Annotated in this window: 29 protein-coding genes and 1 tRNA gene; 14 read left to right on the top strand and 16 right to left on the bottom strand. The window is 61.1% G+C overall.

Annotation, left to right across the window (positions count from 1 at the left end):
* The 6 genes from sctJ to hrpT all read left to right on the top strand — a co-directional run bounded on the left by sctJ (position 1) and on the right by hrpT (position 4,864).
* The gene (gene sctJ / locus ABWL43_RS03705) at positions 1-786 is read left to right on the top strand and encodes a type III secretion system inner membrane ring lipoprotein SctJ (protein ID WP_404486777.1); all 786 of its coding nucleotides are present in this window, start codon (positions 1-3) and stop codon (positions 784-786) included.
* Positions 779-1,360: a type III secretion protein gene (locus ABWL43_RS03700; RefSeq protein ID WP_404486775.1), complete on the top strand. Its 582-nt coding sequence runs from the start codon at positions 779-781 to the stop codon at positions 1,358-1,360. Before sctJ ends, ABWL43_RS03700 begins: the two co-directional genes overlap by 8 nt.
* Positions 1,338-1,943, top strand: a complete 606-nt coding sequence (gene sctL / locus ABWL43_RS03695) for a type III secretion system stator protein SctL (RefSeq protein WP_404486773.1) — start codon at positions 1,338-1,340, stop codon at positions 1,941-1,943. The genes ABWL43_RS03700 and sctL overlap by 23 nt, the downstream gene beginning before the upstream one ends.
* Positions 1,944-2,034: 91 nt before the next feature.
* Positions 2,035-2,268 carry a hypothetical protein gene (locus tag ABWL43_RS03690; RefSeq protein WP_145165552.1) on the top strand — a complete coding sequence of 78 codons (234 nt, stop codon included), beginning with the start codon at positions 2,035-2,037 and terminating at the stop codon, positions 2,266-2,268.
* Positions 2,269-2,531: 263 nt separating this feature from the next.
* Positions 2,532-4,664 (top strand): type III secretion system outer membrane ring subunit SctC, encoded by a 2,133-nt coding sequence (gene sctC / locus ABWL43_RS03685; protein WP_404486771.1) that lies wholly within the window; start codon positions 2,532-2,534, stop codon positions 4,662-4,664.
* Positions 4,661-4,864, top strand: a complete 204-nt coding sequence (hrpT, locus tag ABWL43_RS03680; protein WP_119736448.1) for an HrpT family type III secretion system protein — start codon at positions 4,661-4,663, stop codon at positions 4,862-4,864. The genes sctC and hrpT overlap by 4 nt, the downstream gene beginning before the upstream one ends.
* 94 nt (positions 4,865-4,958) lie before the next feature.
* On the opposite strand, the gene sctU is transcribed toward hrpT, so the two are convergent.
* Genes sctU through ABWL43_RS03625 form a run of 11 tightly spaced genes read right to left on the bottom strand, consistent with a single transcriptional unit; the run spans position 4,959 to position 15,062 of the window.
* Positions 4,959-6,056, bottom strand: a complete 1,098-nt coding sequence (gene sctU / locus ABWL43_RS03675; RefSeq protein WP_369302541.1) for a type III secretion system export apparatus subunit SctU — start codon at positions 6,054-6,056, stop codon at positions 4,959-4,961.
* Entirely contained in the window at positions 6,053-6,841 is a 789-nt protein-coding gene (gene sctT, locus ABWL43_RS03670) for a type III secretion system export apparatus subunit SctT (RefSeq protein WP_404488364.1), read from the bottom strand. Before sctT ends, sctU begins: the two co-directional genes overlap by 4 nt.
* A 10-nt stretch (positions 6,842-6,851) precedes the next feature.
* Complete coding sequence (sctS, locus tag ABWL43_RS03665) at positions 6,852-7,115, bottom strand: type III secretion system export apparatus subunit SctS (protein ID WP_058411467.1); 264 nt, start codon at positions 7,113-7,115, stop codon at positions 6,852-6,854.
* Between the two features lie 7 nt (positions 7,116-7,122).
* A complete protein-coding gene (gene sctR / locus ABWL43_RS03660; protein ID WP_145165544.1) occupies positions 7,123-7,776 on the bottom strand; it encodes a type III secretion system export apparatus subunit SctR in 654 nt (217 codons plus the stop codon).
* The gene (locus tag ABWL43_RS03655; protein ID WP_404486768.1) at positions 7,773-8,786 is read right to left on the bottom strand and encodes a FliM/FliN family flagellar motor switch protein; all 1,014 of its coding nucleotides are present in this window, start codon (positions 8,784-8,786) and stop codon (positions 7,773-7,775) included. The genes sctR and ABWL43_RS03655 overlap by 4 nt, the downstream gene beginning before the upstream one ends.
* Positions 8,783-9,241, bottom strand: a complete 459-nt coding sequence (locus ABWL43_RS03650) for a type III secretion system HrpP C-terminal domain-containing protein (protein ID WP_404486766.1) — start codon at positions 9,239-9,241, stop codon at positions 8,783-8,785. Before ABWL43_RS03650 ends, ABWL43_RS03655 begins: the two co-directional genes overlap by 4 nt.
* On the bottom strand, positions 9,213-9,650 hold the full coding sequence (locus ABWL43_RS03645) for a YscO family type III secretion system apparatus protein (RefSeq protein ID WP_404486764.1): 438 nt from the start codon (positions 9,648-9,650) through the stop codon (positions 9,213-9,215). Before ABWL43_RS03645 ends, ABWL43_RS03650 begins: the two co-directional genes overlap by 29 nt.
* Positions 9,637-10,995, bottom strand: a complete 1,359-nt coding sequence (locus ABWL43_RS03640) for a FliI/YscN family ATPase (protein ID WP_145165537.1) — start codon at positions 10,993-10,995, stop codon at positions 9,637-9,639. Before ABWL43_RS03640 ends, ABWL43_RS03645 begins: the two co-directional genes overlap by 14 nt.
* Positions 10,992-11,879, bottom strand: a complete 888-nt coding sequence (locus tag ABWL43_RS03635; protein WP_404486762.1) for an FHA domain-containing protein — start codon at positions 11,877-11,879, stop codon at positions 10,992-10,994. Before ABWL43_RS03635 ends, ABWL43_RS03640 begins: the two co-directional genes overlap by 4 nt.
* A gap of 37 nt (positions 11,880-11,916) precedes the next feature.
* A complete protein-coding gene (gene sctV / locus ABWL43_RS03630) occupies positions 11,917-14,010 on the bottom strand; it encodes a type III secretion system export apparatus subunit SctV (protein WP_404486760.1) in 2,094 nt (697 codons plus the stop codon).
* Positions 14,007-15,062 carry a TyeA family type III secretion system gatekeeper subunit gene (locus tag ABWL43_RS03625; protein ID WP_178119746.1) on the bottom strand — a complete coding sequence of 352 codons (1,056 nt, stop codon included), beginning with the start codon at positions 15,060-15,062 and terminating at the stop codon, positions 14,007-14,009. Before ABWL43_RS03625 ends, sctV begins: the two co-directional genes overlap by 4 nt.
* A gap of 262 nt (positions 15,063-15,324) precedes the next feature.
* Between ABWL43_RS03625 and ABWL43_RS03620 the strand changes: the two genes are divergently transcribed.
* The 7 genes from ABWL43_RS03620 to pgeF all read left to right on the top strand — a co-directional run bounded on the left by ABWL43_RS03620 (position 15,325) and on the right by pgeF (position 21,374).
* Complete coding sequence (locus ABWL43_RS03620) at positions 15,325-15,876, top strand: RNA polymerase sigma factor (RefSeq protein WP_106578536.1); 552 nt, start codon at positions 15,325-15,327, stop codon at positions 15,874-15,876.
* Between the two features lie 442 nt (positions 15,877-16,318).
* Positions 16,319-16,395: transfer RNA gene (locus ABWL43_RS03615), tRNA-Met, on the top strand.
* Between the two features lie 95 nt (positions 16,396-16,490).
* Complete coding sequence (locus tag ABWL43_RS03610; RefSeq protein WP_242194934.1) at positions 16,491-17,054, top strand: GNAT family N-acetyltransferase; 564 nt, start codon at positions 16,491-16,493, stop codon at positions 17,052-17,054.
* Positions 17,054-17,887, top strand: coding sequence for an EamA family transporter (locus ABWL43_RS03605; RefSeq protein ID WP_404486757.1), 834 nt, complete (start codon positions 17,054-17,056; stop codon positions 17,885-17,887). Before ABWL43_RS03610 ends, ABWL43_RS03605 begins: the two co-directional genes overlap by 1 nt.
* Before the next feature lie 95 nt (positions 17,888-17,982).
* The gene (locus ABWL43_RS03600; protein WP_145165525.1) at positions 17,983-18,762 is read left to right on the top strand and encodes a PhzF family phenazine biosynthesis protein; all 780 of its coding nucleotides are present in this window, start codon (positions 17,983-17,985) and stop codon (positions 18,760-18,762) included.
* A 36-nt stretch (positions 18,763-18,798) separates the two neighbouring features.
* Positions 18,799-20,628 (top strand): gamma-glutamyltransferase, encoded by a 1,830-nt coding sequence (gene ggt / locus ABWL43_RS03595; protein WP_404486755.1) that lies wholly within the window; start codon positions 18,799-18,801, stop codon positions 20,626-20,628.
* A 23-nt stretch (positions 20,629-20,651) separates the two neighbouring features.
* Positions 20,652-21,374 (top strand): peptidoglycan editing factor PgeF, encoded by a 723-nt coding sequence (pgeF, locus tag ABWL43_RS03590; protein ID WP_404486753.1) that lies wholly within the window; start codon positions 20,652-20,654, stop codon positions 21,372-21,374.
* Positions 21,375-21,564: 190 nt separating this feature from the next.
* Here the strand turns inward: pgeF and ddlA are convergent, their stop codons facing one another.
* From ddlA to ABWL43_RS03570, 4 genes are read right to left on the bottom strand one after another with little or no spacing between them, the layout of a single operon-like run.
* Complete coding sequence (ddlA, locus tag ABWL43_RS03585; protein ID WP_404486751.1) at positions 21,565-22,659, bottom strand: D-alanine--D-alanine ligase; 1,095 nt, start codon at positions 22,657-22,659, stop codon at positions 21,565-21,567.
* 44 nt (positions 22,660-22,703) lie between these two features.
* The gene (locus ABWL43_RS03580) at positions 22,704-23,342 is read right to left on the bottom strand and encodes a LysE family transporter (protein ID WP_242194952.1); all 639 of its coding nucleotides are present in this window, start codon (positions 23,340-23,342) and stop codon (positions 22,704-22,706) included.
* A 33-nt stretch (positions 23,343-23,375) separates the two neighbouring features.
* On the bottom strand, positions 23,376-23,594 hold the full coding sequence (locus tag ABWL43_RS03575; protein WP_145165515.1) for a helix-turn-helix transcriptional regulator: 219 nt from the start codon (positions 23,592-23,594) through the stop codon (positions 23,376-23,378).
* A gap of 7 nt (positions 23,595-23,601) precedes the next feature.
* Positions 23,602-24,162 carry a DUF2975 domain-containing protein gene (locus tag ABWL43_RS03570; RefSeq protein ID WP_145165513.1) on the bottom strand — a complete coding sequence of 187 codons (561 nt, stop codon included), beginning with the start codon at positions 24,160-24,162 and terminating at the stop codon, positions 23,602-23,604.
* A 195-nt stretch (positions 24,163-24,357) separates the two neighbouring features.
* On the opposite strand from ABWL43_RS03570, the gene ABWL43_RS03565 reads away from it, so the two are divergent.
* Positions 24,358-25,167, top strand: coding sequence for an AraC family transcriptional regulator (locus ABWL43_RS03565; protein WP_106578527.1), 810 nt, complete (start codon positions 24,358-24,360; stop codon positions 25,165-25,167).
* A 113-nt stretch (positions 25,168-25,280) separates the two neighbouring features.
* Here the strand turns inward: ABWL43_RS03565 and ABWL43_RS03560 are convergent, their stop codons facing one another.
* Positions 25,281-26,624: an MFS transporter gene (locus ABWL43_RS03560; RefSeq protein WP_404488363.1), complete on the bottom strand. Its 1,344-nt coding sequence runs from the start codon at positions 26,622-26,624 to the stop codon at positions 25,281-25,283.
* Positions 26,625-26,671: the final 47 nt, after the last annotated feature.

Here is a 26,671-nt window from a genome sequence, read left to right as displayed (position 1 = left end):
ATGTACCGCCGCCTAACCGCCCCATTCTTGTTTTCATTAGCGTTGATGCTGTCCGGTTGTGGTGACAGCGTAGAGCTGCATCGCAATATTTCTGAGCAGGAAGCCAACGAAGTCATCGCGGAGCTGGCAGACAAGCAAATCCGGGCCCAGAAGGTGCCAGGCAAAGACGGTGTCGCTGTTCGGGTCAAGGCCAGTGACATCAGCCGAGCTGTGCGTACCCTGGACGCGGCGGGGCTGCCCAAAACGGCCCGGTCGACGCTGGGGGATATCTTTCGCAAGGAAGGCGTCATCTCCACCCCGCTGGAAGAGCGCGCACGCTATATCTACGCGCTGTCCCAGGAGCTGGAATCGACCTTGTCCAACATAGACGGGGTGATCGTCGCGCGTGTGCATGTGGTACTGCCTGAGCGCGTCGCGCCAGGCGAGCCGGTACAGCCGGCCTCCGCCTCGGTCTTCATCAAGCACGACCCGCGACTGGACCCGGACAATATCAATCCGCGCGTGCGAAGACTGGTGGCCAGCAGCATCCCGGGCATGGCCTCGGCCATAGACAACACGACAAAACTGACCGTCATTTTTGTACCGGCCACCGCCTACACCGAGCAGCAACAGCTGACCTACCTCGGCCCTTTTCTGGTGCCCGAGCAAGACCTTGGTTTCTGGCGCGCCAGCATGATTGCGCCGCTGATCATCGCTCTGTCAGGAGGCATCGCCTGGCTGTTCTGGCGCCGCAGGAAAGTCTCCACACTCACACCCGAAAGCACGCCGGCACACGCCCATGAGTGACGACCTCAACTGGGTAAAATGGTGGGCTTTCCCATGGAAAAACGCACACATTGACTGGCTCACGCAAACGGGGTTTGTGGAAACCGCAGCGCTTTCACGCGCCTATCATCGCCGCGTGAGCAGCCTGTTCGGCATCGCGCCCGAGCTTGCCCCTCCCACGTCTCCAGCCCTCCTCCAATGGGTGTTGAGCAGCGCACAACAACGCGACCTCGCACTGACACTGGTGAATGAGGTGTACAACGCGCCCCACGACAACCGGTTGAATCAAGAGCAGCTGCTGTGGTGCCAGCGCCTGGCCAAGGCACTGCCCACGGGCTCAGCACCGGTGAACGTCGACGACCCATTGCACTACCTGCGCGCGTGGGTCGCTCCCAATGTCTGGCAGCGGCTACGCCTGAATTTTGCCCGCCCAAGGGTGCTGGCCTTGGAGCAGCATCCTCGCCTGGCGGACACGCACGGACGGCTGGATACCCTGTGGAAAGCCACGATCTGGCGCGCAACCTCCACCGCTGTCGATGACGCGCCGCCCGCCCCTCGCGAGAAACCCGACCATGTTTTGCGCCCACACGATTGAGCTGAACACCCCCGCCCACGCACTGCCCACGGCCCTGATCCCCAGGGAAATGCTGTCTGACTACGCCCAGGCCCGTCAGCTGTTGGAACACGCAGAAACTCAAGCGCAGACGCGCATCAGCCAGGCCCAGGCCCAATGCGAAAAGATACTCGAACGTGCCAGCGATGAGTTCTGGCAACGCGCCAATGCCCAGCTGCACCGCTGGGAGTCAGAGCGCCAGGCAATGCTGGCGAGTTTGGAGCAGGTCGCAAGCTCAGTCATCAACGCGGCCATTCAAACCCTGCTGGAGGAGACTGTGCCCGTTCAACGCCTCACGACACTGCTCAACAAACTGCTGGAGGCGCAACTGCCCACCGTTGAGGCGCACCTGGTGTGCAACCCGCAGGACCGTGAACACGTCGAGCTATGGCTCAACCTTCACAGCAGCGTGCCCTGGACGCTTCGAGTCGAAGACGGGATCGCCGCCCAGTCGCTGCTGCTTGAGACAGAAGATGGCGGGTTTCATATCAACTGGGCGCATGCCCTCGACAACCTGGTGGCGATTCCACCCTTGGCCAAATCAAGTGACACCTTTGCTGGGTAAATGCTGTTCTTTTTAACCACACAGGCCTGTTGTTGGAACTGGTGAGCAATCTGCCGCCACACAGGGATACACACCCACTGGAGATAACGCCATGAATACTGACTCACGCGTACTCAGCAGTCTCTACAGGCAGCAATCCCAAGCCGAAAAAAACCTCGACCAGATCAGCGCCGACATTCCGTACAGCGAAGCAAGCGAAGACAGCGCGCGGCTCTTCGAACAACTCATTGAGGAAAAGTCCGCCCTGGTTAACAACTTTGCCGTGAGTTCGACCTACCTCAGCTACAAACACGAGACGGTTAAATCGGCCATCAATGTCGTTTAGTGGCTGGCAGCAAACGCTGACTGTTGGCTTGGGCGGTCGTGAACAGAACAGGCGGCGGCTCGAACCGCAAGTCAGCACTTGCCCAGGTTCGCGCCACGCGCCATCTCTGGTGGGTGCAATGCCTGCCACTTGATTGCAAACCCTTGAAGTCCCTCTCAACCAACGTGACACCTGGCGCGGCGCAACCGCGCGCCTGACAACGGCTGGGCGCAAATCCGGCCCACTTCATTACGACGCTTTCGCACTGAAACAGAGAACCTGTCATGTATAGCAAGATCAACAAGCACACCGGCTTGCGTTTAAACTCGCCCGCGGCTCTGGCAAAACGCGCCCACTGGCGTTGTTTGCTTGCGCTGCCCTTGTTGTTGGCGCCGCTGCACAGCCCCCTCGCCGCCATCCCCTCCGAATGGAAAAACACCGCCTACGCCTATGAAGCCGAGCATAAGCCCCTGCGGGATGTGCTGGAGGACTTTGCTCAAACGTTTGGCACGCAACTGCAAGTCGACGGTCTGCTGGAGGGCATCGTAAATGGCAAGATACGCGCCAATACCCCGCAGTCGTTACTCGACAGGCTGGGCGTTGAACACCGCTTTCAATGGTACTTGTACAACAACACCCTCTATATCAGCACCCTGGACCTGCAAGAGTCCGCGCGCCTGGAGGTTTCTTCCGAGACCGTCGCCGACCTCAAACGGGCCTTGACCGATATCGGCTTGCTCGACAGTCGTTTCGGCTGGGGCGAACTGCCCGATGACGGCGTGGTGCTGGTCTCTGGCCCCAAGCGCTACATCGAACAGATCAAGCAATTCAGCAGCCAGCGTAAGTCACCCGACGAAAAACAAAGCGTACTCAGCTACCCCCTGAAATTCGCCAACGCGGGAGATCGCCAGATCGACTACCGCGGCGAAAAAATAGTCGTCCCTGGCGTCGCCAGCATGCTGCGGGGCTTATTGGAGCCTCGGGCGACGTCATCCCTGTCGACGCTTTCCCCGCGCCCCTCCTCGCAGCCCTCGCCCATCACGCCGAACGTTCCGCGGTTGAGCAATCCCATGCTCGGGCAAATGTTCGGCCAGACAGCGGACTCAGGCCAGTTGGCCTCTGGCGCCACGCTCACCCCGCGCGCTCCGGTGTCGGCAGGCAAAATCCGCGTAGAGGCCGACGTGCGCAACAACGCCGTGCTGATCTACGACCTCCCGGAACGGCAGGCCATGTACCGAGAGCTGATTACCCAGCTCGATGTGGCGCGCAAAATGGTGGAGATCGACGCAATCATCCTCGACATAGAGCGCTCCCAACTGCGCGAATTCGGGGTCAACTGGGGCAACAGCCATTTCAGCAGCGACATGAGAATGGCGCCTGGGAGTTCATCGCAGCTGTCGATCGAGAACCGTGATCGCTTCTTTGCCAAGATACGCGCCCTGGAGCAGCGCGGCCTGGCAACCATGGTGTCCAACCCCTCGGTGCTTACCCTGGAAAACCAGCCCTCGGTGATTGACTTCAACCGCACCCAGTACCTGACCGCAGGCACGGAGGTCGCGACGATCCTGCCGATTACGGTAGGTACCAGCCTGCAAGTGATCCCTAGGGTGATTACCACCCGTGGCACTCATCAGGTGCACCTCATGGTGGATATCGAGGACGGCAACTTCGACGAATCCAACCCGGATCGCATCGGTCCCGACGTGCGCCGGGGCAATGTCAGCACCCAGGCGGTGATGGCGGAAAAACGCTCGCTGGTGGTCGGTGGTTTTCATGTCACCGAAAGCACCGACAAGCGCAATAAGGTTCCCTTGCTGGGCGACATACCGCTGCTGGGCAAGGCGCTGTTTTCCTCCAGCGAACGCCAGAACAATCGCCGCGAACGCTTGTTCATCCTGACGCCACGCGTCATCGGCGATCAGGCGGACCCTTCACGGTATTTGCCGCAGGAAGATCAAGTGGAGTTGCAGGCCGCGCTCAAGCCCCTGGCCAGGCGTTACGCCGAACACCCGCCGGTCATCAAGCGCAGTGACATCACCAGCACTCTGGCCAATCTGGTGACCGGGCAAGTGCCCCTGGCCTTCAAGGCGGCACCGATGCCATTGGGCCTGGACACCCTGTGCAACACCCGCGATCTACTGGCCATGAACACCGAGCGCAGCCAGTGGTACGCCGGCCCGCAGTTCAATGTGGCGGTGGTGGTGGTGCGCAATCAGATCAAGCGCAACGTGCGCATCGACGAAAAGGAGTGCAGCAATTCGCAGACCCTGGCCGTCACGGTATGGCCACGTGCCTGGCTCAAACCGGGTGAAGAAGCCGAGGTATTTATCGCCATGCGCCCGGTGGTGAAGGATGAACACATCGGCGTGCCCCGCCCGTCCTTGATCACGCCCACTCAGAAGAAGGTCGCCCCATGAAACGCCACCTGTTGTGCATCACCCTGATCGGCACCGTGCTGCTCATCGCCGGCTGCGCTCCCACGTGCAAAGGCGACTCCTGCTCACGCCCGCAATCGACCAAAGACACCTTGGTAATCTGGTGGCCACCGCAGATGCGCGTCGAGCCCGGCCCTTCAGGAGAGCGCGCGGATTACCAGACAATTTCGCTGGAACGCTGAGTGTTCCGCGATCAACGCCGGCTATTGCCAGGCTGTCAGGTGAGCAGCACGGCGGCTCACCTGGCCCTGGCTTCGCGTAGGTTCGGTGCGCTGATCAGCGCACTTCCAGCGCCGGCAACTCGAGGGTTTCGCGCTTGGCCTCATCATCCAACTCACGCAACGTGCGATAGATCAGCGCCACGGCCTGCAGGGTGTCGCGGGGGATGCTCGCGCCCAGTTTGTTCGTGTAGAGCGTGCGCGCCAGCCACACGCACTGAATCACCGGCACCTCAGCGGCCTTGGCCTGTTGGATCAAGTCGCGCGCCGCGTCATCCGTGCCTTTGCACACCAGCATGGGCAGCGGCGTCTCACCCGGGCGGTAATACAGCGCCACGGCAAAATGCGTCGGGTTGACCACCAGCATATCGGCCTCTTCCAGCTTGGGCAGCTTGACCTTAGGTTCCTCCTGGGCCAGCTGCTGGGCCAGCGAACGGCGCTGCCCCTTCACATGCGGGTCGCCCTCCATGTCTTTGTACTCTTTGACGACCTCGACCTGGGTCATGCGCATGCGCTTGGCGAAGAAGTGTTTTTGCAACGCCAGGTCGATCAGCGCCAGCACCAGCAACAGCCCCAGGCAGGCATGCAACAAGTGACGGAACAGCATGATCAGCGCCAGGATGTACGTTTGCAGGTCACTGCTGGCCAGGTTAATCAGCGTGCCCAAAGACGGCTTGATCACCACGTACAAAATCACGCCCAGTAGCACTGCCTTGGTGATGCTCATCAACAGATTCATGACCGATTGCGCAGAAAACATCTGTTTGAGCTGCTTGAGGGGGTTGAGCCGATTGAAATCGAGCTTCAAGGTCTCGGGAGCAAACAGAAACCCGAACTGCATCCAACTGCTGATCAGCTTCGCGGCAATGGCCAATCCGGCCATCAACAGGGCGAACGCGAAAAACATCATCGCGCCTTCAAACAGCACCGTCTCCAGCGCCCGCGTGAACGGCTGAGCCATACTCGACATTGGCAACACCATCAGTTGCTGAAAGCGCTGCAAACTGGTTTCGGCGGTGAACAACGCCACCTCGCTGATGGCCGTCAACGCCAGCAGCTTGCTGACATCCTGGCTTTGGGAAACCTGGCCTTTCTTGCGCTGATCGCGCAGTTTCTTGGCTGAGGCCGGGTGCTTCTTTTCACCGGAGTCACTCATGGCGTCGAGACCTGGAACATCAGCCCGAGTGAGTGTTTGAGATCGCCGAGCACATTCAAGCGCCCGACGATCAGGTCCTGCAGCAACGCAAAGTACAGCAACAGAATCCCGATACCCGCCAGGCATTTGACCGGCGGCGCCAGCGTGCTCACCTGCAACTGCTGGCTGTAGACACCCAACAGCGCGATGCCGAACTCCAGAAACATCAGCACCGCAATGAACGGCGCAGCGTAGAGCATCATGTGGGTAAAGGTATCGCCGACCAGGCCCAGGAAAAGACTGAAACCATTGACCGCCGGCAGCGGCACCCAAGCGGTGGCCGGCCATAGCAGGTAACTGTCCCAGATCACTTGGGTAAGCACGCTCAAGCCCAGGACGGCGATCAGCAAGTAAATCACCAGCTGTTTGAACAGATGCCCCACGGGCGTTGCATCCGGCCCCAATGACGGGTTGAGCTGGCCACCTGCCAGGGCGCCACGCTGGTTATCCAGCAGCGCGCCAACCGACTCGAACATCCAGAAAGGCATGGCCAGCAAAACCCCGAGCAAAATGCCCAGGGTGACCTCCTTGAGCATCAGCCCGATGATCATCAGCGCCGAATAGTCCTGGCCCGCCAGTACCGCATGGATGCCGGGAGCCGGAATGAACGCCATGACCATCACGATCACATGCCGGGGCATGCCGCGTAGATGCTGGAAACAGAACGCCGGCACCAGGATCGCGCAGGGATAGATACGCGCCATGGCTACCAGCAGGCTGGGTAGATATTCAAGATAAAGCAGCACGTGCATGCCCTCAGTTCAGTGCCGAGCGAGCGATCATGTCGAACATCAGGTTGATCAGTTGAATCAGCTCCACGCCAATCCAGCGCCCCGTCAATATCAGCGTGATGCCCACCGCAACCAGCTTGATGCCAAAGGGCAGGGTCTGATCCTGTATCTGCATCAGCGCCTGCACCAACGACGTCAGCACGCCGACGATCACCGCCACAATCAGCGGCGGTGCCGACAACACCACCACCAGCAGCATGCCCTGCTTGAACAGTACGATCGGTTCCATGGGGCACTCAAAGGTAGGAAAGGAAAAGGCTGTCGAGCAATCGCGACCATCCGGAGACCATGACGAACAACAGCAGTTTGAGCGGCAGGGAAATGGTCATGGGCGAGACCATCTGCATCCCCAGCGCCAACAGCAGGTTGGACACAATCAAATCGATGACGATGAACGGAATGTAGATGAGGAAGCCGATCTCGAACCCGGCCTGCAACTGCGACAGCACAAAGGAGGGGACCAACAGGATCAGGTCATCGCGCTGGGTGCTTTGCGCCATTTCAGGCGGCCACATGCGCGCGGTGTTTTCGTGCATGTGGGTCAACACATCCGGATCGGTGTTGCGTTTCATAAACGCGCGCAGCGGCTGTATGGCCACAAGCCCCGTCTGTTGAAGGGTCTGCACCGTGCTCATGTCCAGGGGCGCGCCCTTGAGGTTTTCGGCGACCTGGTAACCCACCGGGGCCATGATAAACAGCGTAGCGGCCAACGCGATGCCATTGATCGCCATGCTCGGGGGCACCTGCTGCACGCCGATAGCGTTGCGGGTAATCATCAGCACAATGACGATCTTCAAGAACGCGGTGCAGATGATCAACAGCATCGGCAGCAACGACAACGCCCCGAAAAACAGCGCCAGGACAACCGGGTCGACGCCCTGGAATATCATCGCGAAAACACCACGCGAGACACTTGCAAGCCAAGTCGCCCACCCACTTCCACCAATTGCCCCTGGCCAATGGGCCGCTCACCGTAATACAGGCCGGCCATGCCCGGGGCGTACCCGGTAATGCCCAGCACCGCTCCAGGAGCAAGATTGCGCAGTTCGCCCAGGGTCAGGCTCAGGACACCACAGCGCACCGTCAGCGCCATACTCAATTCATCAAAGGGCTCACGGCCAAAGATATCCTCCACCGGCTGGTCCTGTTCAGGCCCCGGGTATTCTTCTATTACAAAGTTCTCGTCCATGGACGCTTCCTCAATCGCAATAAGGTTCAGGCACAACGGCCCGGATTCATCGTCAATACGCCCTTGCAGACGGCGACGCCCGATCGACAAGTGGCCACGGCCCTGCACATCAAAAAAGGCGTGCTCAGGCACCAACACGTCACCCGCACGCACGCCGCGCAACTGCCCGACAGGCAAGCTCAAACGGCCCACGGTCACGGCGATTGCCAAGGGAAACGATGCGGGTAATGAGCTGGCCGTCGACCGCCAAGCGCCCGCCGCACACATCGCCAGCAAGCTCTGTGGGGCCAGCCACAGGTAACCGTCGACCTTGGAGGCTCCCAACAGCACGGTGAAGCGGCAACCAAAGCCCGGCGTTTTGGGTGCCGGCAGCAAGCGCAGATAACCGAACAACGCCACCACTTGGGGGCTGAGGTGATGCTGGAACAATTCCCAGAACCACGACGTCGAGTCATTGCCGGCTTCTGCCAGGGTGACCGGGCATTCGCCCATCAGGCTGAACATCGCCTCGGGTTCCGAGAACCCCAGTACACCGACGGCACTCTCGAAACACACCGGGCTTCGCCCTTCAGGCGCGCGGCCGGGCTCGAGCACAAACGCGCCCTGCTGATCACCAACCTGAAACGGCATGCGTAATCCGCGCCCCAGCCGCTGCAACGCCGCAACCCTTGCCGCCTCAACCAGGGGCGGTGCCACCGCCAACATGATCATGCGGACCCCGTGCTGTTGATGTGGATATCGACAGGCTGGCCCAACGCCTCGGTCAGCCTGTCCTGATAGCGTTTTTGCACCGTGGCGAGCCAATGCGCCGTGCGCGGTTCTTCGGCGTCCAACTCGATGTTCCACGCGCCCGACTGCCGCAGCACACTGGCGTTGATTCGCCCCAGCCGTGGCAGGTAAAGCACCGCCAGCAACGGCCATTGCGTGGCGCCTTGAACGCGCAGCGCCAACTGCCCCGCCAATGCCTCAATCATTAATTTATCCGTCGCCACACGTTGCGCAGGCAGGCTGGAAACGTAACCGCCCTGGCCATCGTCCTTGGCAAACAGTTGCGCGAATACCTGCACATGAACCCACGGCACCACGGCCTCAACGCCTCTCTCACGGTCTTCCCTGGGCTCGCGAATGCGCGGCCGCTCAGACCTGCTCACAGGCAATCGTTTCATGACGCTCCTGCACCAGTAACTGGGATAATTCCGAGAGTTTTTCGACCTCGCGCAAATACTGGCTGGCCTGCTTTTGCATGCTGTCGATATGCATCACTTGCTGCGCCTGCTGCCCCTGTAACGCCTGTAACTGCGCCTCTTCACGCTGCGTACTGGCGGACAATGAGCGCTCCTGGGTATTCCACGACTTGAGCTCCTGAAACGAGAGCACGTGCCCTTGATGCTTGCTCAATAGCTGCGCCGCTTCCTCGGCCTCCTGCAGGCGAGTGTCCTCAAGGCGCTGCTGCGCCTGCTCAACGTGCAACTGCAGTGCGCGCTGATGCCTTTTAGCCTCACCCAATGCGCGCTCAGCCCGGTCCGCGCGGTGTTTGCGCAGACGCCTCAGGGTTTCCAATTCAGAAAGGAACATAGGCGGTCAGCTCCGTCAGCTGATCCAGGGTCGCCGCCATTGGTGAAGGCTCACGCAAGTCCTGGCGCAAAAAGCCATCCACCGCGGCACGGCTGTCCACCGCCAGGTCGGTCAGGGCATCATTGCCGGCCTGGTATTCACCCAGCTTGAGCATCAGCTCGATCTGCTGATACGCCGACAACAAACGGCGCAGCCCGGTCCCCGCCTGGATGTGCTCAGGCGTGGCGACATTGCTCAGAATTCGCGACAGGCTGGCCAGCACATCCACCGCCGGGTAGTGACCGCGCTCGGCCAGCTTGCGCGACAGCACAATATGGCCGTCCAGCAGCGAGCGAACCTCGTCGGCCACGGGGTCACTCATGGAGTCCTGTTCGATCAGCACGGTGTAGATTGCGGTGATGACGCCGTCGCGGGTCAACCCGGCGCGTTCCACCAAACGCGGCAGCAAGCTGTACACCGAAGGCGGCAAGCCCCCGCGCCCCAAGGGCTCGCCGGCGGCCAGGCCGATTTCTCGCTGCGCGCGGGCGAAACGCGTCAAGGAGTCGATCAGCAGCAACACCCGCTTGCCTTGGCGTCGATAGCCCTCAGCCAGCGCCGTTGCGGTGAACGCTGCGCGGGCGCGCTCCATGCTTGAGCGGTCGGATGTCGCGCACACCAGCACGGCCTTGGCGCGCAACTGATCATCCAGTTCATGGTCGAGAAATTCGCGCAGTTCCCGGCCGCGCTCACCGATCAGGCCGAACACAATCACATCGCACTCGACATTACGGGCAATCTCCGCCAGCAACGTGGTCTTGCCACAGCCGGCACCGGCAAACAGGCCCACGCGCTGGCCTTCGCCAAGCGTCAACAGACCATCGATCGAGCGCACCCCGGTCGCCAGGGCCCGGTGGATCCTCGGCCGTTCGGTCGGCAACGGCGCCTCACACAGCACCATGCTCGCATCCGGGCTGTCGGACTCGGCGAAGGCATTGGGGCCAACGCCCGTAATCGGCCGGCCGAACCCATCGAGCACCTGGCCCAGCAACGCATCACTGACGCGCACTCGATGCGAGACACCCAGACGCTGCACACTGGCGCCCACGCGCACCCCTTCAAGGTTGCCCAAGGCACTGAGCACGGCATCCTGCTGATCGAAGCCGATGATTTCCGCCAGCATGTAGTCGTCGGCAGATTTCTCGACCTGGCACAAGTCGCCAATACGCGCGCTCGGCAACCGGCATTGCAACAACATGCCGTTGACGCGCTGAACCCGACCGCGCAGGGTTACCGGCATCAGGTTGGCCAGCGCCTGGGCCTGACGCTGCTGCCAGGCATCCAGACGTGCGTTCAGTTCTTCGTTCACCAGCGCACCTCATAACGCCGCGCGCCATCGAACACCACTTTGCTGTTGTCGATCAGCACCAGGCGCAGGCCGTCCACTTCATCGCCGACAAACACCCGGCGACCCTCTTCCAGGACGACATGGCCATTGGGGCCGCCGACGATCTGCACGATCTTGAACGGCAGCGCGCCGTCGCTGACACGCACACGGCTGATCACTGGCACCGCGCTGTCGAACAGCTCGACAAAACGGCTGAGCATGCGCGACACCAGCTCCACATCGTCCTGCGACACGTCGCCGTTGAGCGCGACCTGGCCATTGATCACTTGCAGGCTGACCCGTTGGCTCAATTCGCGTTCATTGAGCATCTTCAGCAACTGCTGGCGCACCTCAAACGGCGTGGCCAACTCGTGCTTGACCACCACAGGAGGCATCAATGAGGCCTGGGCCTCACGCTCACCCGTGGACGCGATGCCCACCACCACGACGATGATCGCAACCACCAGCGCCACGCTGATCAGGCGCTTTTGCTGCGCGTGCGAGATGGACGAAAGTTGCAGCGCCCGCGGCGCTTCAGGGGCCGGGGCCGCTGGGGCGGGCGCCTCGGGCCATGGCTGATCGGCCCAGGTGACACACAGCCGCACAGCCCCGACCGAAAACGGTACGTTCAGCGCCAGGCTCGCAATCTGGGCCAGCACCTGCCCTTCATCACCGTGCAGCAGCCCGGCTTCGGCCTGCACTGACCAGTTTGCGTTGATCAGCCGCAACCGCGCGTGCTGCTCGGCGATGCCAGGATCGTTCAGCATCAGGTCAGCGTCAGGATGAGCGCCGATGCTCCACTGCTCGCCAAAAAGCGGCAACGCGGCGCCCTGGCGCAGCCCATTGAGCACCCGTAACTCAAACATTATGGAGCGCTCCGGCGCGTTGAAGCTGACTGGCGATTCATGCCAGCGCACCGCGCGCCAGCTCATCCTGGGTCAGGTCAAAACGCCCCAGCACTTTCACCTTGGAGGTGCTTCCCAACTCGGCAAAGGACAACACCGGCACATGGTTGAACTCTTCCAGAAGCAGGGTGCGCAAGGGGCTGCGCAGGTCTTGTGCCACCAACATCACACTTTTGCTTTTGGCGCGTAAGGTGAAGGCCTGGTTGAGAAGGTTGATCAACGCGGCGCTGCTTTCGTTATCAAGCGCAAAGAAAACCCCGGTCTGCGTCTGACGCAACGCCTCGCGCAGGATGTTTTCGGTATGGGGCGACAACAGCCAGGCGTGCAGGCCGTCTTCCTCGCTGTACTGGTGGAAAATCTGCGCCTTGAGGGCAATGCGCGCGTAGTCAGCCAGCGCTTCGGGCTCGCGCTCATGCTGGCCGTACTCGATCAGCGACTCGACAATCAGCCGCACGGCACGCAGCGGCACGCCTTCGCTGGCCAGGCGTTGCAGGACCGCCGAAAACCGCGAGAGCGGCATGATGCGTTGCAGTTCCTGCACCAGTTCCGGCTGGTTGTGCTCAAGCCAACTGAGGATCGATTTACTCTCCTGGATCCCCAGGAACTGCGGCCCGCTGAGCATCATCGCCTGCCTCATGCGCTCAATGATCAGGCTCGTCGCGGTAAAGCGTTCCAGCTGCGGGTCATCGAGCAGCGGATCATCAGGCGCCAACCACACCCAATCCTGTTCATCGCGGTCGGCCTTGCCGGGTATTGCGTGCTCGGGTTCAACCGCCAGCGCCTTGCGGTCCACGGCCAAATGGTTAACGACCGAGGCCTTGACCATCGGCACTTCATGCACACAAAAGCGCATTTCATCGGCGGCCAGGGCGTCATCCAGTTCGACTTCAAACGGCGGCAAGGTCAAACCGATATTGGCCACCAGTGTGTTTCGGGCCTGGCGTATCCCGTGGATAAGCTCGGTGACCTCGGGGGTTCCGCGCAGAACCGGGGAAAACTGCAGCAAGTAAGGTCGCGACGGATCAAACCCGCGCAAGTCTTCATCACCGTTTTGCTCCGGGCGCACGGCGTCCGCGGCTTCGGCGACCGGCTGTTCTTGTCGTTGACGCTGGCGCATCAAGTAATAACCCAGGCCGCCGGTGACCATCGAAATCAGGATAAACACCAGAGTGGGCATGCCAGGCACCGCTGCAAACGCAAGCATCCCCACCGACGCAATCATCCAGCTCTTGGGTTCGCTGGTCATTTGCCGGGCAATTTCGGCGCCCATGTTACTGATCCCCTTGCGCCCATCCGGAGCCACGCGGGTGATGATCATGCCGGCGGTCAGGGAGATCAGCAGCGCCGGAATCTGTGCAATCAGGCCATCGCCGATGGTCAGCACCGAATACAGCCGTATCGACTCGGCGGCGCTCAAGTCGTGTTGAAACATGCCCGTGGTGAAACCACCCAACAGGTTGACCACGACGATGATCAAACCGGCGACGGCATCGCCCTTGACGAATTTCATCGCACCGTCCATGGCACCGAACAGCTGGCTCTCGCGGGACAACTGCTCACGTTTGTCCCGGGCTTGCGTGCCGTCGATCAGCCCGGCACGCAGGTCACTGTCGATGGACATCTGTTTACCCGGCATCGCATCCAGGCTGAACCGTGCCGCCACCTCGGCGACCCGTTCCGAACCCTTGGTGATGACCAGGAAGTTGACCAGGGTCAGGATCAGAAAGATCACCATCCCCACCGCCAGATTGCCGCCCACGACGAAATTGCCGAAGGCCTCGACGATGTCGCCGGCGTCCTGTTCCAGCAGAATCAAGCGCGTCGTGGCGATCGACAGCGCCAGACGGAACATGGTGGTCAGCAGCAAAATCGATGGGAACGACGAGAACGCCAAGGGGCCTGGCAAATACAGCGCGAGCACGATCAACAGACAGGATATGCAAATGTTGAGTGCGATCAGAATGTCCACCAGCCAGGTGGGCAACGGCACGATAAAAATAAACACGATACCCAGGATCACCACTGCGCCCAGGACTTCGGCACGTTGTGCCATTTTGAGCAGTACAGCGTTAATGGCTGACAGTGCAGTCACGCCGACGCCCCCAGGTCGCCGGCAAACTTGATCGGGCCGCGCTCGATCCGCTCCAGTTCCCCCATCACGGCCAAAAAGCTGTCCAGCGCGCCCTGGCGGGTTCGACTGTCGGGCCACAAGGCCAAAGGCAACTGCCGGACCAGAGGGTAAAGCGCGTTGAGAACAATCACTTGCCGGGGGCTCGGGCCACTGCCCAGATCATGCCCAAGTCGCAGGATTTCGCCCGCGTCGATGCCGCTGCCGGCATACCCCAGCAAGCGCTGCAAAAGACTGACGGCGTCGTAGCCGATGCCCAGGCGCTGGATCAACGCGTGGCAACCGGCCAACACGGTGCTCAGTTGCCCACAGCTTTGCAGGGCCAGCAACAACGTGCGCAATCGCGGCGTGGTCATTGACGAAACCAGGACTGCGATGTCGTCAGCCAAGGCTTTACGCATGCTGATGAGCCTGACGGAAAACGTATCGCCGCCGTATACGCCCAACAGCGCCTGCATCATCGTCGCCAAGGATTGGCGCGTGGCCACACTGGCGTAATAAAGCGCGCGCAGCGCCTGGCGCTCCTGCGGATCACCACCGGCCTCCATCAACGCCGTGGCGAATTTGAGGCCCGCCTGGATCTCCCCTTTGAAGCCCACCGCCAGCATGCCAATAGCATCCCGCGCCAAGGCAGCTTCGGTGGGGCGCACATCATTGTCCGCCTGGGCTTCCAGATGCTTGAGCACCACGTAGGCACGTGCGGGGTCGCCCTCGGCGAGCTCTACCAGCTTGTCGACACTGGGATGCTGCTGCAATTGCTGCCTGAACCGCCGCGAAATAGTCGCCAGGGACTCCTGAGCAGGATGGCCCAACTGCTCATAAAGTTGCGCAAGCTGTTCGGTGGGGGGCACGCGAATCGACACCGAGCGCTGAGCGCGGTTGTTGGCAATCACTTCCTGGTCGAAGAGCGAAGCAAGCTCATCAACCTTCGCGGGTGCGGGCGTGGAAACAGGCGCAACGGCAGATTGATCCAGGCGCTGGGCAGAGGGCGCATCTTTAGGGGATTCGACTTTCATAAGCATGCCAAGACGGGAAGAGTGTGTCCCTATGTGGCAATGCCTGCCGATACGGTTCCATCAGAACGCGGCTATCGAGACGTTTGACAAGACCGGCACAAAGCCTCGGCGCTTTTTGCAAACTACTGCGCAATATCTCTCCATTTCAAGATATTTACCCTTAATAATCAGCTAGTTACGAGATTTTTTCATTTGGCACACCCAGTGCTAAAGGGGTTTCCATCGAACTTATTTCGATAGCGTCTACCCTGAGGAAAAAAACGTGAATATCCCAATTGAAGCTTTAGCGCACCTGGTTGGCAGCTCGCCTCAATTCATGCTCCAACTGACGGACGACCAACAGAAAAAACTCCGGCGTTTTATTCATAAACGCGTACTCAACCCCGAAGATGCAGACGACATACTGCAACTGACTTACCTGGAAGCCTGGCGCAACAGGGAGCGCTTCAGTGGTCAGGCGAGCCTCAGTACCTGGATGTGCGGGATTGCTCAGAACCTGGTACGCAACCACTTCCGCCGCCTGTACGCCAAGCCTGTGCACTGCGAATTCGATGAATCGCTGTGGCATGGGCAGGAGGAAACCAAGAACCTGGATTGGCAGTTCGAGATCAACCGCCGACTGGAGAAAACCCTGACCGCCATCGACCACCTGCCCACAGAAATGCGCAAGACGCTGTACGCCTCACTGGAGACCGACGGCAGCTACCAGGACACCGCCGACGTGTTGGACATACCCATCGGCACCGTTCGCTCACGTTTGTCACGCGCGCGCGAACACCTCAAGCGCGTCACGCATAACCCGTCGCAACCGTAAGGTCCTCTAGCGGGTAATCGTTGGGCGGCAGGGATATCTGCCCAACCGAATTTTGCTCCTTTCATTCACCGCGACGCGTTCACCAACCGCCCGAACACCCCACTCCCTACCGACTGCCTCAGCGCCAATAACCACCTCAGCGGCGAAGACGCCCAGCCCTGCCTTTCCCACCCGATGCTCAGCGCTTGCGCTACCGTTCTCGACTGCGGCGCCCTCCTGCAGCGTCACGATCAACGCCCTAGGGCATCTGCAGAAAATCACCACGACCGTGATTGATCGCTTAATTGAAAGCCTGCGCCCACACACGGCCCGACAGGCGGACGAATGACAAGCCACTCGTCGCCAGAACTGATGATTCCGGTTAAACAGTTGAAAGCGTAGAAAAAATTTCGATAAAAGTGCTTGACGCATTCCCGTTCTACGCGAATAATGCGCGCCACTTGGCTACATAGCTCAGTTGGTTAGAGCATAGCATTCATAATGCTGGGGTCCGGGGTTCAAGTCCCTGTGTAGCCACCAAGTACTAAAAACGGCTTACCGAAAGGTAGGCCGTTTTTTTATGCCTGAATAAAAGCCCTCAGGCATACTCGCCCCCAACCACAAGGAGGCGATTCGTGAACCCGCACTTCCCCACCCACGGCATTGCCACCGAACGGCTGATACTGCAAGCCGCCCAGCCGTCTCACGCTCAGGCCCTGCACACCTATCTGCTGCAAAACCGCGCTTACCTGCGACCCTGGGAGCCCACGCGCGACGATGACTTCTTTGCACTCGATGCCATCACCCAACGCCTCGAAACCATGGCCGAGAAAATCGCCAGCGGCGAAGCGCTGCACCTGCTGATACGGCGCGACGGTCAGATCATCGGCGCCTGCAATTTCACCAATATCGTGCGCGGTGCATTTCAAGCCTGCCACCTGGGCTACGCGCTGGACGAATCGGCTCAGGGCCAGGGGCTGATGCACGAAGCGCTGAAGGCTGCGATTGCCTATGTGTTCGATGCCATGAAACTGCATCGAATCATGGCCAACTACCGCCCCGAAAATGCACGCAGTGCACGCCTGCTGGAACGGCTGGGGTTTGAGCGCGAGGGTCAAGCGCGGGCCTATCTCAAGATTAACGGCGTGTGGGCGGACCACGTGCTGACGTCGCTGATCAACCATGCGCAGAGCAACTGATGAGCCTCAGCGTATTCGCCATCATCCTCTTGGGCGCCGCGCTCCACGCCACCTGGAACGCCGTGGTCAAAGGCGGCACCGACAAGCTGTTGACCACCTGCATGATCGCCTCCGTCGCCTCGTTGATCGCGTTGGCCGCCACCCCGTTTCTGGTGCTGCCGGCAAGAGAGAGCTGGCCGTTCATCGGCGCGTCGGTGGTTCTCCAAGTGCTGTATTTCGTACTGGTGGCCTCGACCTACCGCATTGCCGACATGAGCCAGACTTACCCGATCATGCGCGGCACAGCGCCGCTGCTGGTCGCGACGGTGAGCGTGTTTGTGTTGGCCGAGCCACTGTCGACATCCGCCTGGCTTGGCATTGCGGTGATCTCACTGGGCATTTTGAGCATGGCCCTGGCGCCTTCTTCAGGGCAAAGAAAAGGCCTGATTCTGGCCCTGATCAACGCCGGCGTGATCGCCGGCTACACCCTTATCGATGGCCTGGGCGTGCGCAAATCCGGCGCGCCAGTGGCCTACACGCTGTGGATTTTCCTGCTGACCGGCGTCCCGCTGGCGACGTGGGCGTTAGCTTCCCGGCGCACGCTGTTCTGTGATTACCTCGCGCGTAACTGGCGCTTGGGCGTCGTCGGCGGCGTGGGCACGATCGCCTCGTATGGCCTGGCGCTGTGGGCCATGACCGCAGCCCCCATCGCGACCGTTTCGGCCCTGCGCGAAACGTCGATCCTGTTTGGCGTGGTGATCTCGGCCTGGGTGCTCAAAGAGCGTCTGACGCGCGTGCGCATCGTGGCCGCGTGCGTGATTGCCGCCGGGGCGATGGTGTTGCGCCTGGGATGAGCAAGAAGCATGCGCTCAAAAAAACTCCGTATCTGTATTTTGACGCCTTAAAGACCCACTGTTAGTGTCCAGCCTCCCTACTCGGAGTGCCCTCGATGAAACTGGATATCTATCAAGTCGATGCTTTCAGCCAACACCCCTTTGGCGGCAACCCGGCGGCAGTCTGTCCGCTCACCGAGTGGCTGCCCGACGAACAACTGCAGAACATCGCGGCTGAAAACAACCTCTCCGAAACCGCCTACTTCGTACCCCGTGGCGATTTCTACGAGTTGCGCTGGTTCACCCCGGAGGTCGAAGTGGACCTGTGTGGCCATGCCACGCTGGCCGCAGCCTGGGTGTTGATTCACCAATTGGCGGATGCACCCGACGTATTGCGTTTTGCCACCCGCAGCGGCGAGCTTCGCGTGACGCGCAATGGCGACGAACTGGCGATGGATTTCCCGGCCAAACAGCCCCAGCGCTGCGAGCCGCCAAGCGGCATGTTGAGCGCATTGGGGATTGAGCATGCCCAGGTGTTTGCCACCGACGACTACCTCGTGCTGGTCGACGACGAAGCTCAAGTCGCCGCCCTGACGCCGGACTTCGCGCGCCTCAAGGGCCTGCCCAAACGCGGGATTGCGGTGACGGCCAAAAGCACGCGGTTTGATTTTGTATCCCGTTGGTTCGGCCCCAACGTGGGCGTCAATGAAGACCCGGTCACCGGTTCCGCACACACCTCGCTGGCGCCCTTCTGGGCCGAGCGTTTGGGTAAGTCGCAGTTGACTGCTGAACAGGGCGGCAAGCGCCGTGGGCAACTGCGTTGCGAGCTCAAGGACGACCGCGTGATTATCTCCGGCCACGCGGTGCTCTACCTGCAAGGCACGATATACCTGTAAAAAGCCGTAACCCAAGGACAACAGATCATTCTCAAAATGAACGGAGTTCAGCGCGTGTTTTCGATTTCCCGCCGTCAACTGTCAATGATTGCCGCCGCCCTCGCCCTGGCTGGCTGCCATACCGCCGTCAATGAACAACCGCCCGCGCCGGAGCTGGGTTCGGGTTATCGCACCGACCTCACCACCCGCCACGCCGAGCGCCATATGGCCGCCGCCGCCAACCCGCTGGCTGCCGAAGCCGGGCGCGAGATGCTGCGCCAGGGCGGCTCGGCCATTGACGCCGCGATTGCGATGCAGGCGGTGTTGACCCTGGTGGAGCCGCAATCATCCGGCATCGGCGGCGGCGCGTTCATCATGCTGTGGGATGGCAAAAACGTGCACGCGTATGACGGCCGCGAAACGGCGCCCGCGGGCGCCACCGAACGCTTGTTCCTTAAAGCGGACGGCACGCCGATGGCCTTTGCCGAGGCGCAGATTGGTGGGCGTTCGGTTGGCACGCCAGGCGTGTTGCGCGCGCTGGAGATGGCACACAAAAAGACCGGCCACCTGCAATGGGCCAAGCTGTTTGAACCGGCGATTCGCCTGTCCGAGCAAGGCTTCGCGATTTCCCCGCGCCTGCACGCGCTAATCGCTGCCGACCGTTACATCGCGCAATCGCCCGAGATGGCGGCGTATTTTCTGAATGCCGACGGCACGCCTAAAGCTGCCGGCACGCTGTTGAAAAACCCGGCGCTGGCCAGCGTGTTCAAGCGCATCGCCAAGGAAGGGCCGGATGCGCTGTACCAAGGGCCGATTGCCGATGAGATCGCGCGCAAGGTCCAGGGCAACCGCAACGCGGGCAGCCTGTCGCAGGCGGACCTCAAGGGCTACACCGCCAAGGAGCGCACGCCACTGTGCACCGACTACAAGCGCTATCAGGTGTGCGGCATGCCACCGCCGTCATCGGGCGGGATTGCGGTCGCGCAGATCCTCGGTACGTTGCAGGCGTTGGAAACCCGCGACCCGCGCTTGGCCATCGCACCGATGAAGCCGGTGAAAAGCACATCGCCTGCCGGCCTTGAGCCCACACCTGAAGCCGTGCACCTGCTCGCCGAAGCCGGTCGCCTGGCCTTCGCCGACCGTGGTTTGTACGTGGCCGACGCCGATTTCGTGCCGGTGCCGACCGCAGGCCTGGTCGCCCCGGACTACCTGGCCAAACGCGCCACACTGATCGGCGACCGCAGCATGGGCATCGCCAAGCCGGGCACGCCTGCGGGCATCCAGGTGGCGTACGCGCCGGACCGCTCGCCGTTGCGCATTTCGACCTCGCAGGTGGTGGCGGTAGATGACCTGGGCGGCGCGGTGTCGATGACCACCACAGTGGAAGCGGCGTTTGGTTCGCACGTGATGGTCCAGGGCTTTTTGCTGAACAACCAGATGACTGACTTCTCGTTCATCCCCGCAGAAAACGGCCAGCCGGTGGCCAACCGCGTCGAGCCGGGCAAACGCCCGCGCTCGGCCATGGCACCGACACTGGTGTTCGACCGCAAGAGCGGCGAGTTGCTGGCCACCGTCGGATCGCCAGGCGGTTCGCAGATCATCGAGTACGTGAGCAAATCCCTGGTGGCGATGCTCGACTGGAACCTCGACCCGCAAGCGGCCATCAGCTTGCCCAACTTTGGTAGCCGTAACGGCGCCACCGAGCTTGAGGCTGGGATGTTCAGCCCCGAGTTGAAGCAGGCGCTGAGGGACAAAGGCCATGCACTGAGCGAGATTGATATGACCAGCGGCATCCAGGCCATCGTGCGCACGCGGGACGCCCAGGGTAAAGCGTCGCTGAGCGGCGGCGCCGACCCTCGGCGCGAAGGCGAAGCGGTCGGCGACTGACTTTATTGAGCGGAGAGAGCCCCTTGCAACAGGCAAACAATCTCGGCGCCATCCCCGGCGTCGACCACGGTTTTTGTTCGATCAATGATCCATTGCGGCCGCACGAGGTGTTCATCTGCAAGCAGGTGCACAGTGCTTCGGTGATTGAATGGCAGGCGCAGCAGGTGAGCAACACCATTGAGGCAGACGGCGTGTTCACGCGCGCGCCTCAGCCAATCGCCGTGATCACCGCTGACTGCCTGCCCATTCTGATCGCCGCACACAGTGGTGAACGGGTCGCCGCCGTGCATGGCGGCTGGAAGGGTCTGCAAGGGGGAATCATCGCCAATGCGGTGAAACAATTGGCTGCCGAGGGCATTGCCGTTGACCAGTTGCGAGTGGCTATCGGGCCGTCGATCAAGCCGTGTTGTTATGAAGTGAGCGCCGAATTTATCGCGCAATTTCAGGCGGACCAGGGGCACGTGTGGCGTGACGCTCAGGCGCCATGGCACTTCGAGCAACCGACGCCACGGCTGTCACCGCAGATTGCACCGCCCCACGCGCGGCAAGCGGGAAGTGCGTGGTTCGACTTGAGTGGTTACGGGGTGATGCTGTTGCAAGCGGCGGGCCTTGAGCGTGAGCAGATCGACGTCAGCGAGGTGTGCACGTATTGCACATCACCGACCTTCGCCAGCTACCGCAGAAGAACCCACCACCCTGAAGAGCCGAAGACGCTGATCTATTCGTGGATCGCCCGCAAAACCTGAAGAGCAAGCTTGTCGTGGCGAGCGGGCTTGTTGTGGCGAGCGGGCTTGCCCCGCGTTGGGCTGCGAAGCAGCCCCAAAACCACCCAACTCATTTCTGTCTGACACAATGCGGTGAGCCTGACGGGGCTGCTGCGCAGCCCAACGCGGGGCAAGCCCGCTCGCCACAGAGTTCGTCCGGCCCCAACGATTATCAGCGGCTGATCTTCAGCCCCTTGCGCCCCGCATGTCGCTCCAGCGCCAGCTCAATCAAGCGGCTTACCAATTCGCTGTAACTCATGCCCGCCGCCTGCCACAGCTTGGGGTACATGCTGATGCGGGTGAAGCCGGGCAGTGAGTTGATTTCGTTGATCAGCACTTCGCCATCGTCGGTGAGGAACACGTCGACTCGCGCCAACCCGGCGCAGCCCAAAACCTCAAACGCTTCAATGGCAAGTTGGCGAATACGCTCACTGGCCTCAAGGCTGATATCAGCCGGCACCACCACTTGGGCGGCCTGGGCGTCGATGTATTTACTGTCGTAGGAATAGAAACCGCTGCCCACCACGATCTCGCCGCAGCCGCTGGCGACAGGGTTGTCGTTGCCCAGCACGGCGCATTCAATTTCACGCCCCTGGACAGCGGACTCCACCAGCACTTTTTCATCAAAGCCCAAGGCCAGTTCGACCGCGGCATGGTACTCGGCCTCGTTGCCGACTTTACTCACACCCACCGAAGAACCCTGGTTGGCGGGTTTGACGAACATCGGCAAGCCAAGCTTGTTCACTGCTGTATCAAAACCGCTGCGCGCCGCGTTGCGACGCGTCAGGGTGATGAACGGGGTAACGGCAATACCGGCATCGCGCAGCAGGCGTTTGCTGATGTCCTTGTCCATGCACACCGCCGAGCCGAGCACGTCGGAGCCTACGAAAGGCAGGTCCGCCATGCGCAGCAGGCCTTGCAGGCAGCCGTCTTCGCCAAGGGTGCCGTGAACGATAGGGAAGATCACATCGATGTGTTCCAGCAGGCTCTGCCCGGAGGTTTCCACCACTTGCTGGCTGGCCTTGCCCGGCACCACCGCCAGTTCGCGGTTGGACTGGTTGAGGGCGATCAGGGCCGGGTTTTCCTGGTTGATCAGGAAGTTCGAGGTTTCGTTCAGGTGCCAGTGGCCGGCCTTGTCGATGCCGATCAGAACCGGCTCGAAGCGCGAGCGGTCCAGTGCATCGACGATGTTGCGCGCCGACTGCAGCGAGACCTCGTGCTCGGCCGAACGGCCACCAAAAATAATACCTACCCGCACCTTGCTCATGACTCGGCCTCACTGTTGAAAGTAAGGCTTCTTACCATGAGCGGTCAGCGATTCGCTACCAGATGTGCGCCGAACAACAGGTAGCACCCGCCGGCAAACCGGTCGAGCCACTTGCGTGAACGGCTGTAGAGGTTGGCCATGCGCTCACTGGAAAACACCAGGGCCACGCTGGTGTACCAACTGAACGACAAGGTGGCCATGGTAATCACCGCCAGGGCCAACAATGTCGGCGACGGTGAAGGCGGCATGGTCGACGCGAAGGCCGTGGCGACGAACAGCGCGGCCTTGGGGTTGGACAAGTTGCCCAGCAGACCGAAGCGCCAGGCGGAGAACAGCGAGCGCTTGGGTTCGTCGGGCAACACGGTCTGGCTCGCGGTTGGCGCCGAACGCTTGAACAGTTTCAGCCCCAGGTAGATCAGGTAGCAGCCACCGATGATCTTGAATGCCAGATAGAGCATGGGCGCCGCAGTGAACAGCGACTTGATGCCCAAACCGCCCGCCAGCCCCCAGATCACCGTGCCCGTGGCCACCCCGGCAGACGCCACCACCCCATGCCGACGCGAACAGCTCGCCGCCAGTTGGGCGGTATTGAAGAAGTTCGGGCCCGGCGTCACCACTGCGACGGTCCAAAGCAGCCCCAGCGACAGCAGCGGCGCAACGTACGGCAAGTCGGAGAACAGCATTGGACGATCCCTCTTGTTCTTAAGTGGTTAAACCTATTCGCCCGCAGGTTCAGGGGTGTGCACCAACAGGTCGCCAGGCTGGCAGTCCAGGTAGGTACAGATCGCATCCAGCGTACCCAGCCGTATGCCCTTGACCTTGCCTTGCTTGAGCAACGACAGGTTCTGTTCGGTAATCCCGATGGCGGCTGCCAGGTCTTTGGATTTGACCTTGCGCCGGGCAAGCATAACGTCCAGTTCAATCACAATGGGCATTTCGATCTCAAACAAAAGTGCGGTTTTCAGAGTCCACTTCGCTGGCCTGCCACAGGATACGCGCGATTACCGCAATGCAGGCAGCGAGAAACAACGCGACGAAGCTCGGCGGGGTCAGACTCAAGGTAAAAAATCGCTGGCCCAGCGGCTGGTTCATCGAGACCCAGAGGCCGAGCAACGGCTCGCATAAAAAGTCCAGCAGTACCCACAATGCAACAGCTCGACCGACTTTGCCCAGATGCTGCGCCGCCGCGCTGGAGAAATACTCGCCCCGCGCGTAGTTGCGAAACAGCTGGCGCAGATGGTTCAAGCCCGACACCAAGGCCACCAGCGGGATGCTGGAAAAAATGATTCCGCCAAGTTTTTGCCACCAGGGGAGCAGCGCAATTTGCACGCCGCTGTCCTGGATCCGGTTACTCAAGGAAAAGCTCAGGCCCAGGCCATCGGCGGAAGAACCCAGCACCGGAAACAGCCAGACACCGGTGTTGAGCACCAGCATGACGACCATCAGCAGGAGCGTAAGCAGCGACATGCGCTGGCTGAGCTGAGCCAGACGTTGGGTATTCATAAGTAACCTCGATCAGTAAGTGAGGTCGCAAAAATAATAGATTAATTATCGTAAAACAATCATTTATTAACCTAATTCAACATTTACGCTACTGAAAGCCTTCGTCCGAGCACGCACAATCGTTCAAGACCTCGACAGACACGACATGCCAGACTGGGTTAACGTATTTCCCACCTCTATTTGTGACAAGTCACCATGGGCCAACCCACTTCCACCCTCGATTGGTTGCACCGCGCCCCGCACGCCAGCGGGCTGGACCGCATCGAAGCGTATTTCGCCGGCTTTGCATTCGACCCGCATCGCCATGACACCTACGCCATCGGGCGCACCTTGTTTGGCGTGCAGAGCTACCACTACCGCGGCTGCATGACGCACAGCCTGCCGGGTACGACCATGGTGATTCACCCTGACGAATCCCATGACGGCCGCGCCAGCAGTGTGGAAGGCTTCAAGTACCGCATGATTTATGTGGAGCCGGCGCTGATCCAGCAGATTCTCGGCGGCCGGCCATTGCCGTTTATCCACAACGGCCTGTCGACTGACCCGCGGCTGTTCCGCGCCAGCGAAGTGTTGCTGCAAAGCCTGGACTGCCCGATTGACCCGATGCAGGAACAGGACGCGCTGTACGACCTGGCGCAAGCACTGAGCGCTGCCTCGGGGGTGATCATCAGCCGTAAATCCTTCGATTACGTCGCCGCCGAGCGCGCGCGGGAATTTATCCACAGCGCCTTGGGCCGCAGCATCACCCTGGATGAAATGGCCGACCATTGCGGTCGTGATCGGTGGGCGCTGTCGCGGGATTTTCGCTTGTTGTTCGGCACCAGTCCCTATCGGTACCTGACCATGCGACGGTTGGACCTGGTGCGCGGCTTGCTGGCCCAGGGCCAATCACTGGTGGACGCGGCGCTGACCGCCGGTTTCACCGACCAGAGCCATATGACCCGGCAATTTCGCAGCACCTACGGCATGCCGCCATCGCGCTGGGTGAAGATGCTCGGGCGCTGATGTGAAACGCAATCAAAATGTGGGAGCGGGCTTGCTCGCGAAAGCGCAGTGTCACTCGATGCATGAGTGACTGATCCACCGCCTTCGCGAGCAAGCCCGCTCCCACATTGGTTCTATGTTGTTTCCACTATCGCATTCGGCTCGGGCGCTTGCGTTTTGAGCCGCAGCGCCACCACCGCGCCCACCAAGGCAATTGCCGCGCTCCACCACAGCGCCAGCTCGATCCCGCCCGCATTCGCCACCGACACCAGCACCGCCAGGCCCAATGCCCCGCCGATCTGCTGGCTGGTAGACGCCATCCCCGCCGCCACGCCCTGCTCCCCAGGCCGAATACCCAGCCCCGCCGCCACCCACATCGCTGTCCAGGTCATGCCCTGTCCGATGCTCAAAATGAAGATTCCCGGCAACAGCGACCAAAACCCCACGCCCGTCGGCAATGCCCAACACACCAGTGCAATGCCCAGCGCGCCCGCCAGTTGCCCGCTGACCAAGGTGTTGCGCAACCCCAGCCTGGCCAGCGAACGCTCTGCCAACCAGATGCCAAACGTGCACACCAGAGTCGCCGGTAAAAACGCTAAGCCGGCTTGCAATACGCTGTAGCCATAGACCTGCTGGTAATACAGCGCCAGGAAGTAGTACTGCACGCCAAAGCTGCTCATGAACACCGCCGTGAGCACCATCGCCATGCGCAGTTCGCGGTAGGCGAACAAGCGCAGCGGCATCAGCGGATCGCTGCCGCTATGCTCGATCCAGGCGAACAACCCAAGCAGCGCCAGCGCCAAGGCGATGCAGCCCAGCGTCTGCGGCGCCGACCAGCCCCACTCGGGGCCTTGCACCAGCGCGAACACCAGCAGCGTGCCGCCGACGGTCACAGTCAAGGCGCCGCCGATGTCGAATTTGCGCCCACGCACACGCTCGCCATCGGCTGGAATCCAGTAACGTGCCGCCCACGCGCAGCCGCCCGCCAACGGCACATTCACCAAAAACACCGCCTCCCACCCCCACACCTGAGTCAGCACGCCGCCCAATAATGCGCCAAGTGCCAACCCCGCTGCCGAGGCTGCGCTCCACACCGCAAATGCTCGATTGCGTGCAGGCCCTTCGGCATAGTGCGTGTTGATCAACGCTAACGTGGCCGGGAACAACAACGCCCCGCCCACGCCTTGTATCGCCCGCGCCAGCACCAGCAACACCGCGCTGCCGCCGAGCACCGCCGCCAGGGAAGCCAGCGCATACAGCGACTGGCCCAGCCGGTAAAAACGGCGCTTGCCAAGCAGGTCCGTCGCCCTGCCACCCAGTAACAGAAAGCCACCAAACGCCACGCTGTAGGCGCTCACCACCCATTGCAATTGCTGCGCGGAAAAATCCAGGTGCGCGCCAATCTGCGGCAGGGCGACAAACACAATGGTGGCATCCAGGGCGATGATCAGTTGTGCGGTGGCTAGCAATAGAAGCATCCAGCCAGAGGGTCGAGAGGAAGACATCACAGCGTCCAGTCCGAAAA

The sequence above is a fragment of the Pseudomonas sp. HT11 genome, from assembly GCF_044875395.1.
GTDB lineage: Bacteria > Pseudomonadota > Gammaproteobacteria > Pseudomonadales > Pseudomonadaceae > Aquipseudomonas.
Note: the sequence above shows the minus strand (reverse complement) of the source record. Positions and strands in the feature narration are given on the sequence as shown.

What these genes read in the sequence shown, in the direction of transcription:
- sctJ (WP_404486777.1), top strand. Translation starts at nt 1, where the DNA reads ATGTACCGCCGCCTAACCGCCCCATTCTTGTTTTCATTAGCGTTGATG.
- ABWL43_RS03700 (WP_404486775.1), top strand. Translation starts at nt 779, where the DNA reads ATGAGTGACGACCTCAACTGGGTAAAATGGTGGGCTTTCCCATGGAAA.
- sctL (WP_404486773.1), top strand. Translation starts at nt 1,338, where the DNA reads ATGTTTTGCGCCCACACGATTGAGCTGAACACCCCCGCCCACGCACTG.
- ABWL43_RS03690 (WP_145165552.1), top strand. Translation starts at nt 2,035, where the DNA reads ATGAATACTGACTCACGCGTACTCAGCAGTCTCTACAGGCAGCAATCC.
- sctC (WP_404486771.1), top strand. Translation starts at nt 2,532, where the DNA reads ATGTATAGCAAGATCAACAAGCACACCGGCTTGCGTTTAAACTCGCCC.
- hrpT (WP_119736448.1), top strand. Translation starts at nt 4,661, where the DNA reads ATGAAACGCCACCTGTTGTGCATCACCCTGATCGGCACCGTGCTGCTC.
- sctU (WP_369302541.1), bottom strand. Translation starts at nt 6,056, where the DNA reads ATGAGTGACTCCGGTGAAAAGAAGCACCCGGCCTCAGCCAAGAAACTG.
- sctS (WP_058411467.1), bottom strand. Translation starts at nt 7,115, where the DNA reads ATGGAACCGATCGTACTGTTCAAGCAGGGCATGCTGCTGGTGGTGGTG.
- sctR (WP_145165544.1), bottom strand. Translation starts at nt 7,776, where the DNA reads ATGATATTCCAGGGCGTCGACCCGGTTGTCCTGGCGCTGTTTTTCGGG.
- ABWL43_RS03655 (WP_404486768.1), bottom strand. Translation starts at nt 8,786, where the DNA reads ATGATCATGTTGGCGGTGGCACCGCCCCTGGTTGAGGCGGCAAGGGTT.
- ABWL43_RS03650 (WP_404486766.1), bottom strand. Translation starts at nt 9,241, where the DNA reads ATGAAACGATTGCCTGTGAGCAGGTCTGAGCGGCCGCGCATTCGCGAG.
- ABWL43_RS03645 (WP_404486764.1), bottom strand. Translation starts at nt 9,650, where the DNA reads ATGTTCCTTTCTGAATTGGAAACCCTGAGGCGTCTGCGCAAACACCGC.
- ABWL43_RS03635 (WP_404486762.1), bottom strand. Translation starts at nt 11,879, where the DNA reads ATGTTTGAGTTACGGGTGCTCAATGGGCTGCGCCAGGGCGCCGCGTTG.
- ABWL43_RS03625 (WP_178119746.1), bottom strand. Translation starts at nt 15,062, where the DNA reads ATGAAAGTCGAATCCCCTAAAGATGCGCCCTCTGCCCAGCGCCTGGAT.
- ABWL43_RS03605 (WP_404486757.1), top strand. Translation starts at nt 17,054, where the DNA reads ATGAGCCTCAGCGTATTCGCCATCATCCTCTTGGGCGCCGCGCTCCAC.
- ABWL43_RS03600 (WP_145165525.1), top strand. Translation starts at nt 17,983, where the DNA reads ATGAAACTGGATATCTATCAAGTCGATGCTTTCAGCCAACACCCCTTT.
- ggt (WP_404486755.1), top strand. Translation starts at nt 18,799, where the DNA reads ATGAACGGAGTTCAGCGCGTGTTTTCGATTTCCCGCCGTCAACTGTCA.
- ddlA (WP_404486751.1), bottom strand. Translation starts at nt 22,659, where the DNA reads ATGAGCAAGGTGCGGGTAGGTATTATTTTTGGTGGCCGTTCGGCCGAG.
- ABWL43_RS03580 (WP_242194952.1), bottom strand. Translation starts at nt 23,342, where the DNA reads ATGCTGTTCTCCGACTTGCCGTACGTTGCGCCGCTGCTGTCGCTGGGG.
- ABWL43_RS03575 (WP_145165515.1), bottom strand. Translation starts at nt 23,594, where the DNA reads ATGCCCATTGTGATTGAACTGGACGTTATGCTTGCCCGGCGCAAGGTC.
- ABWL43_RS03570 (WP_145165513.1), bottom strand. Translation starts at nt 24,162, where the DNA reads ATGAATACCCAACGTCTGGCTCAGCTCAGCCAGCGCATGTCGCTGCTT.
- ABWL43_RS03565 (WP_106578527.1), top strand. Translation starts at nt 24,358, where the DNA reads ATGGGCCAACCCACTTCCACCCTCGATTGGTTGCACCGCGCCCCGCAC.
- ABWL43_RS03560 (WP_404488363.1), bottom strand. Translation starts at nt 26,624, where the DNA reads ATGCTTCTATTGCTAGCCACCGCACAACTGATCATCGCCCTGGATGCC.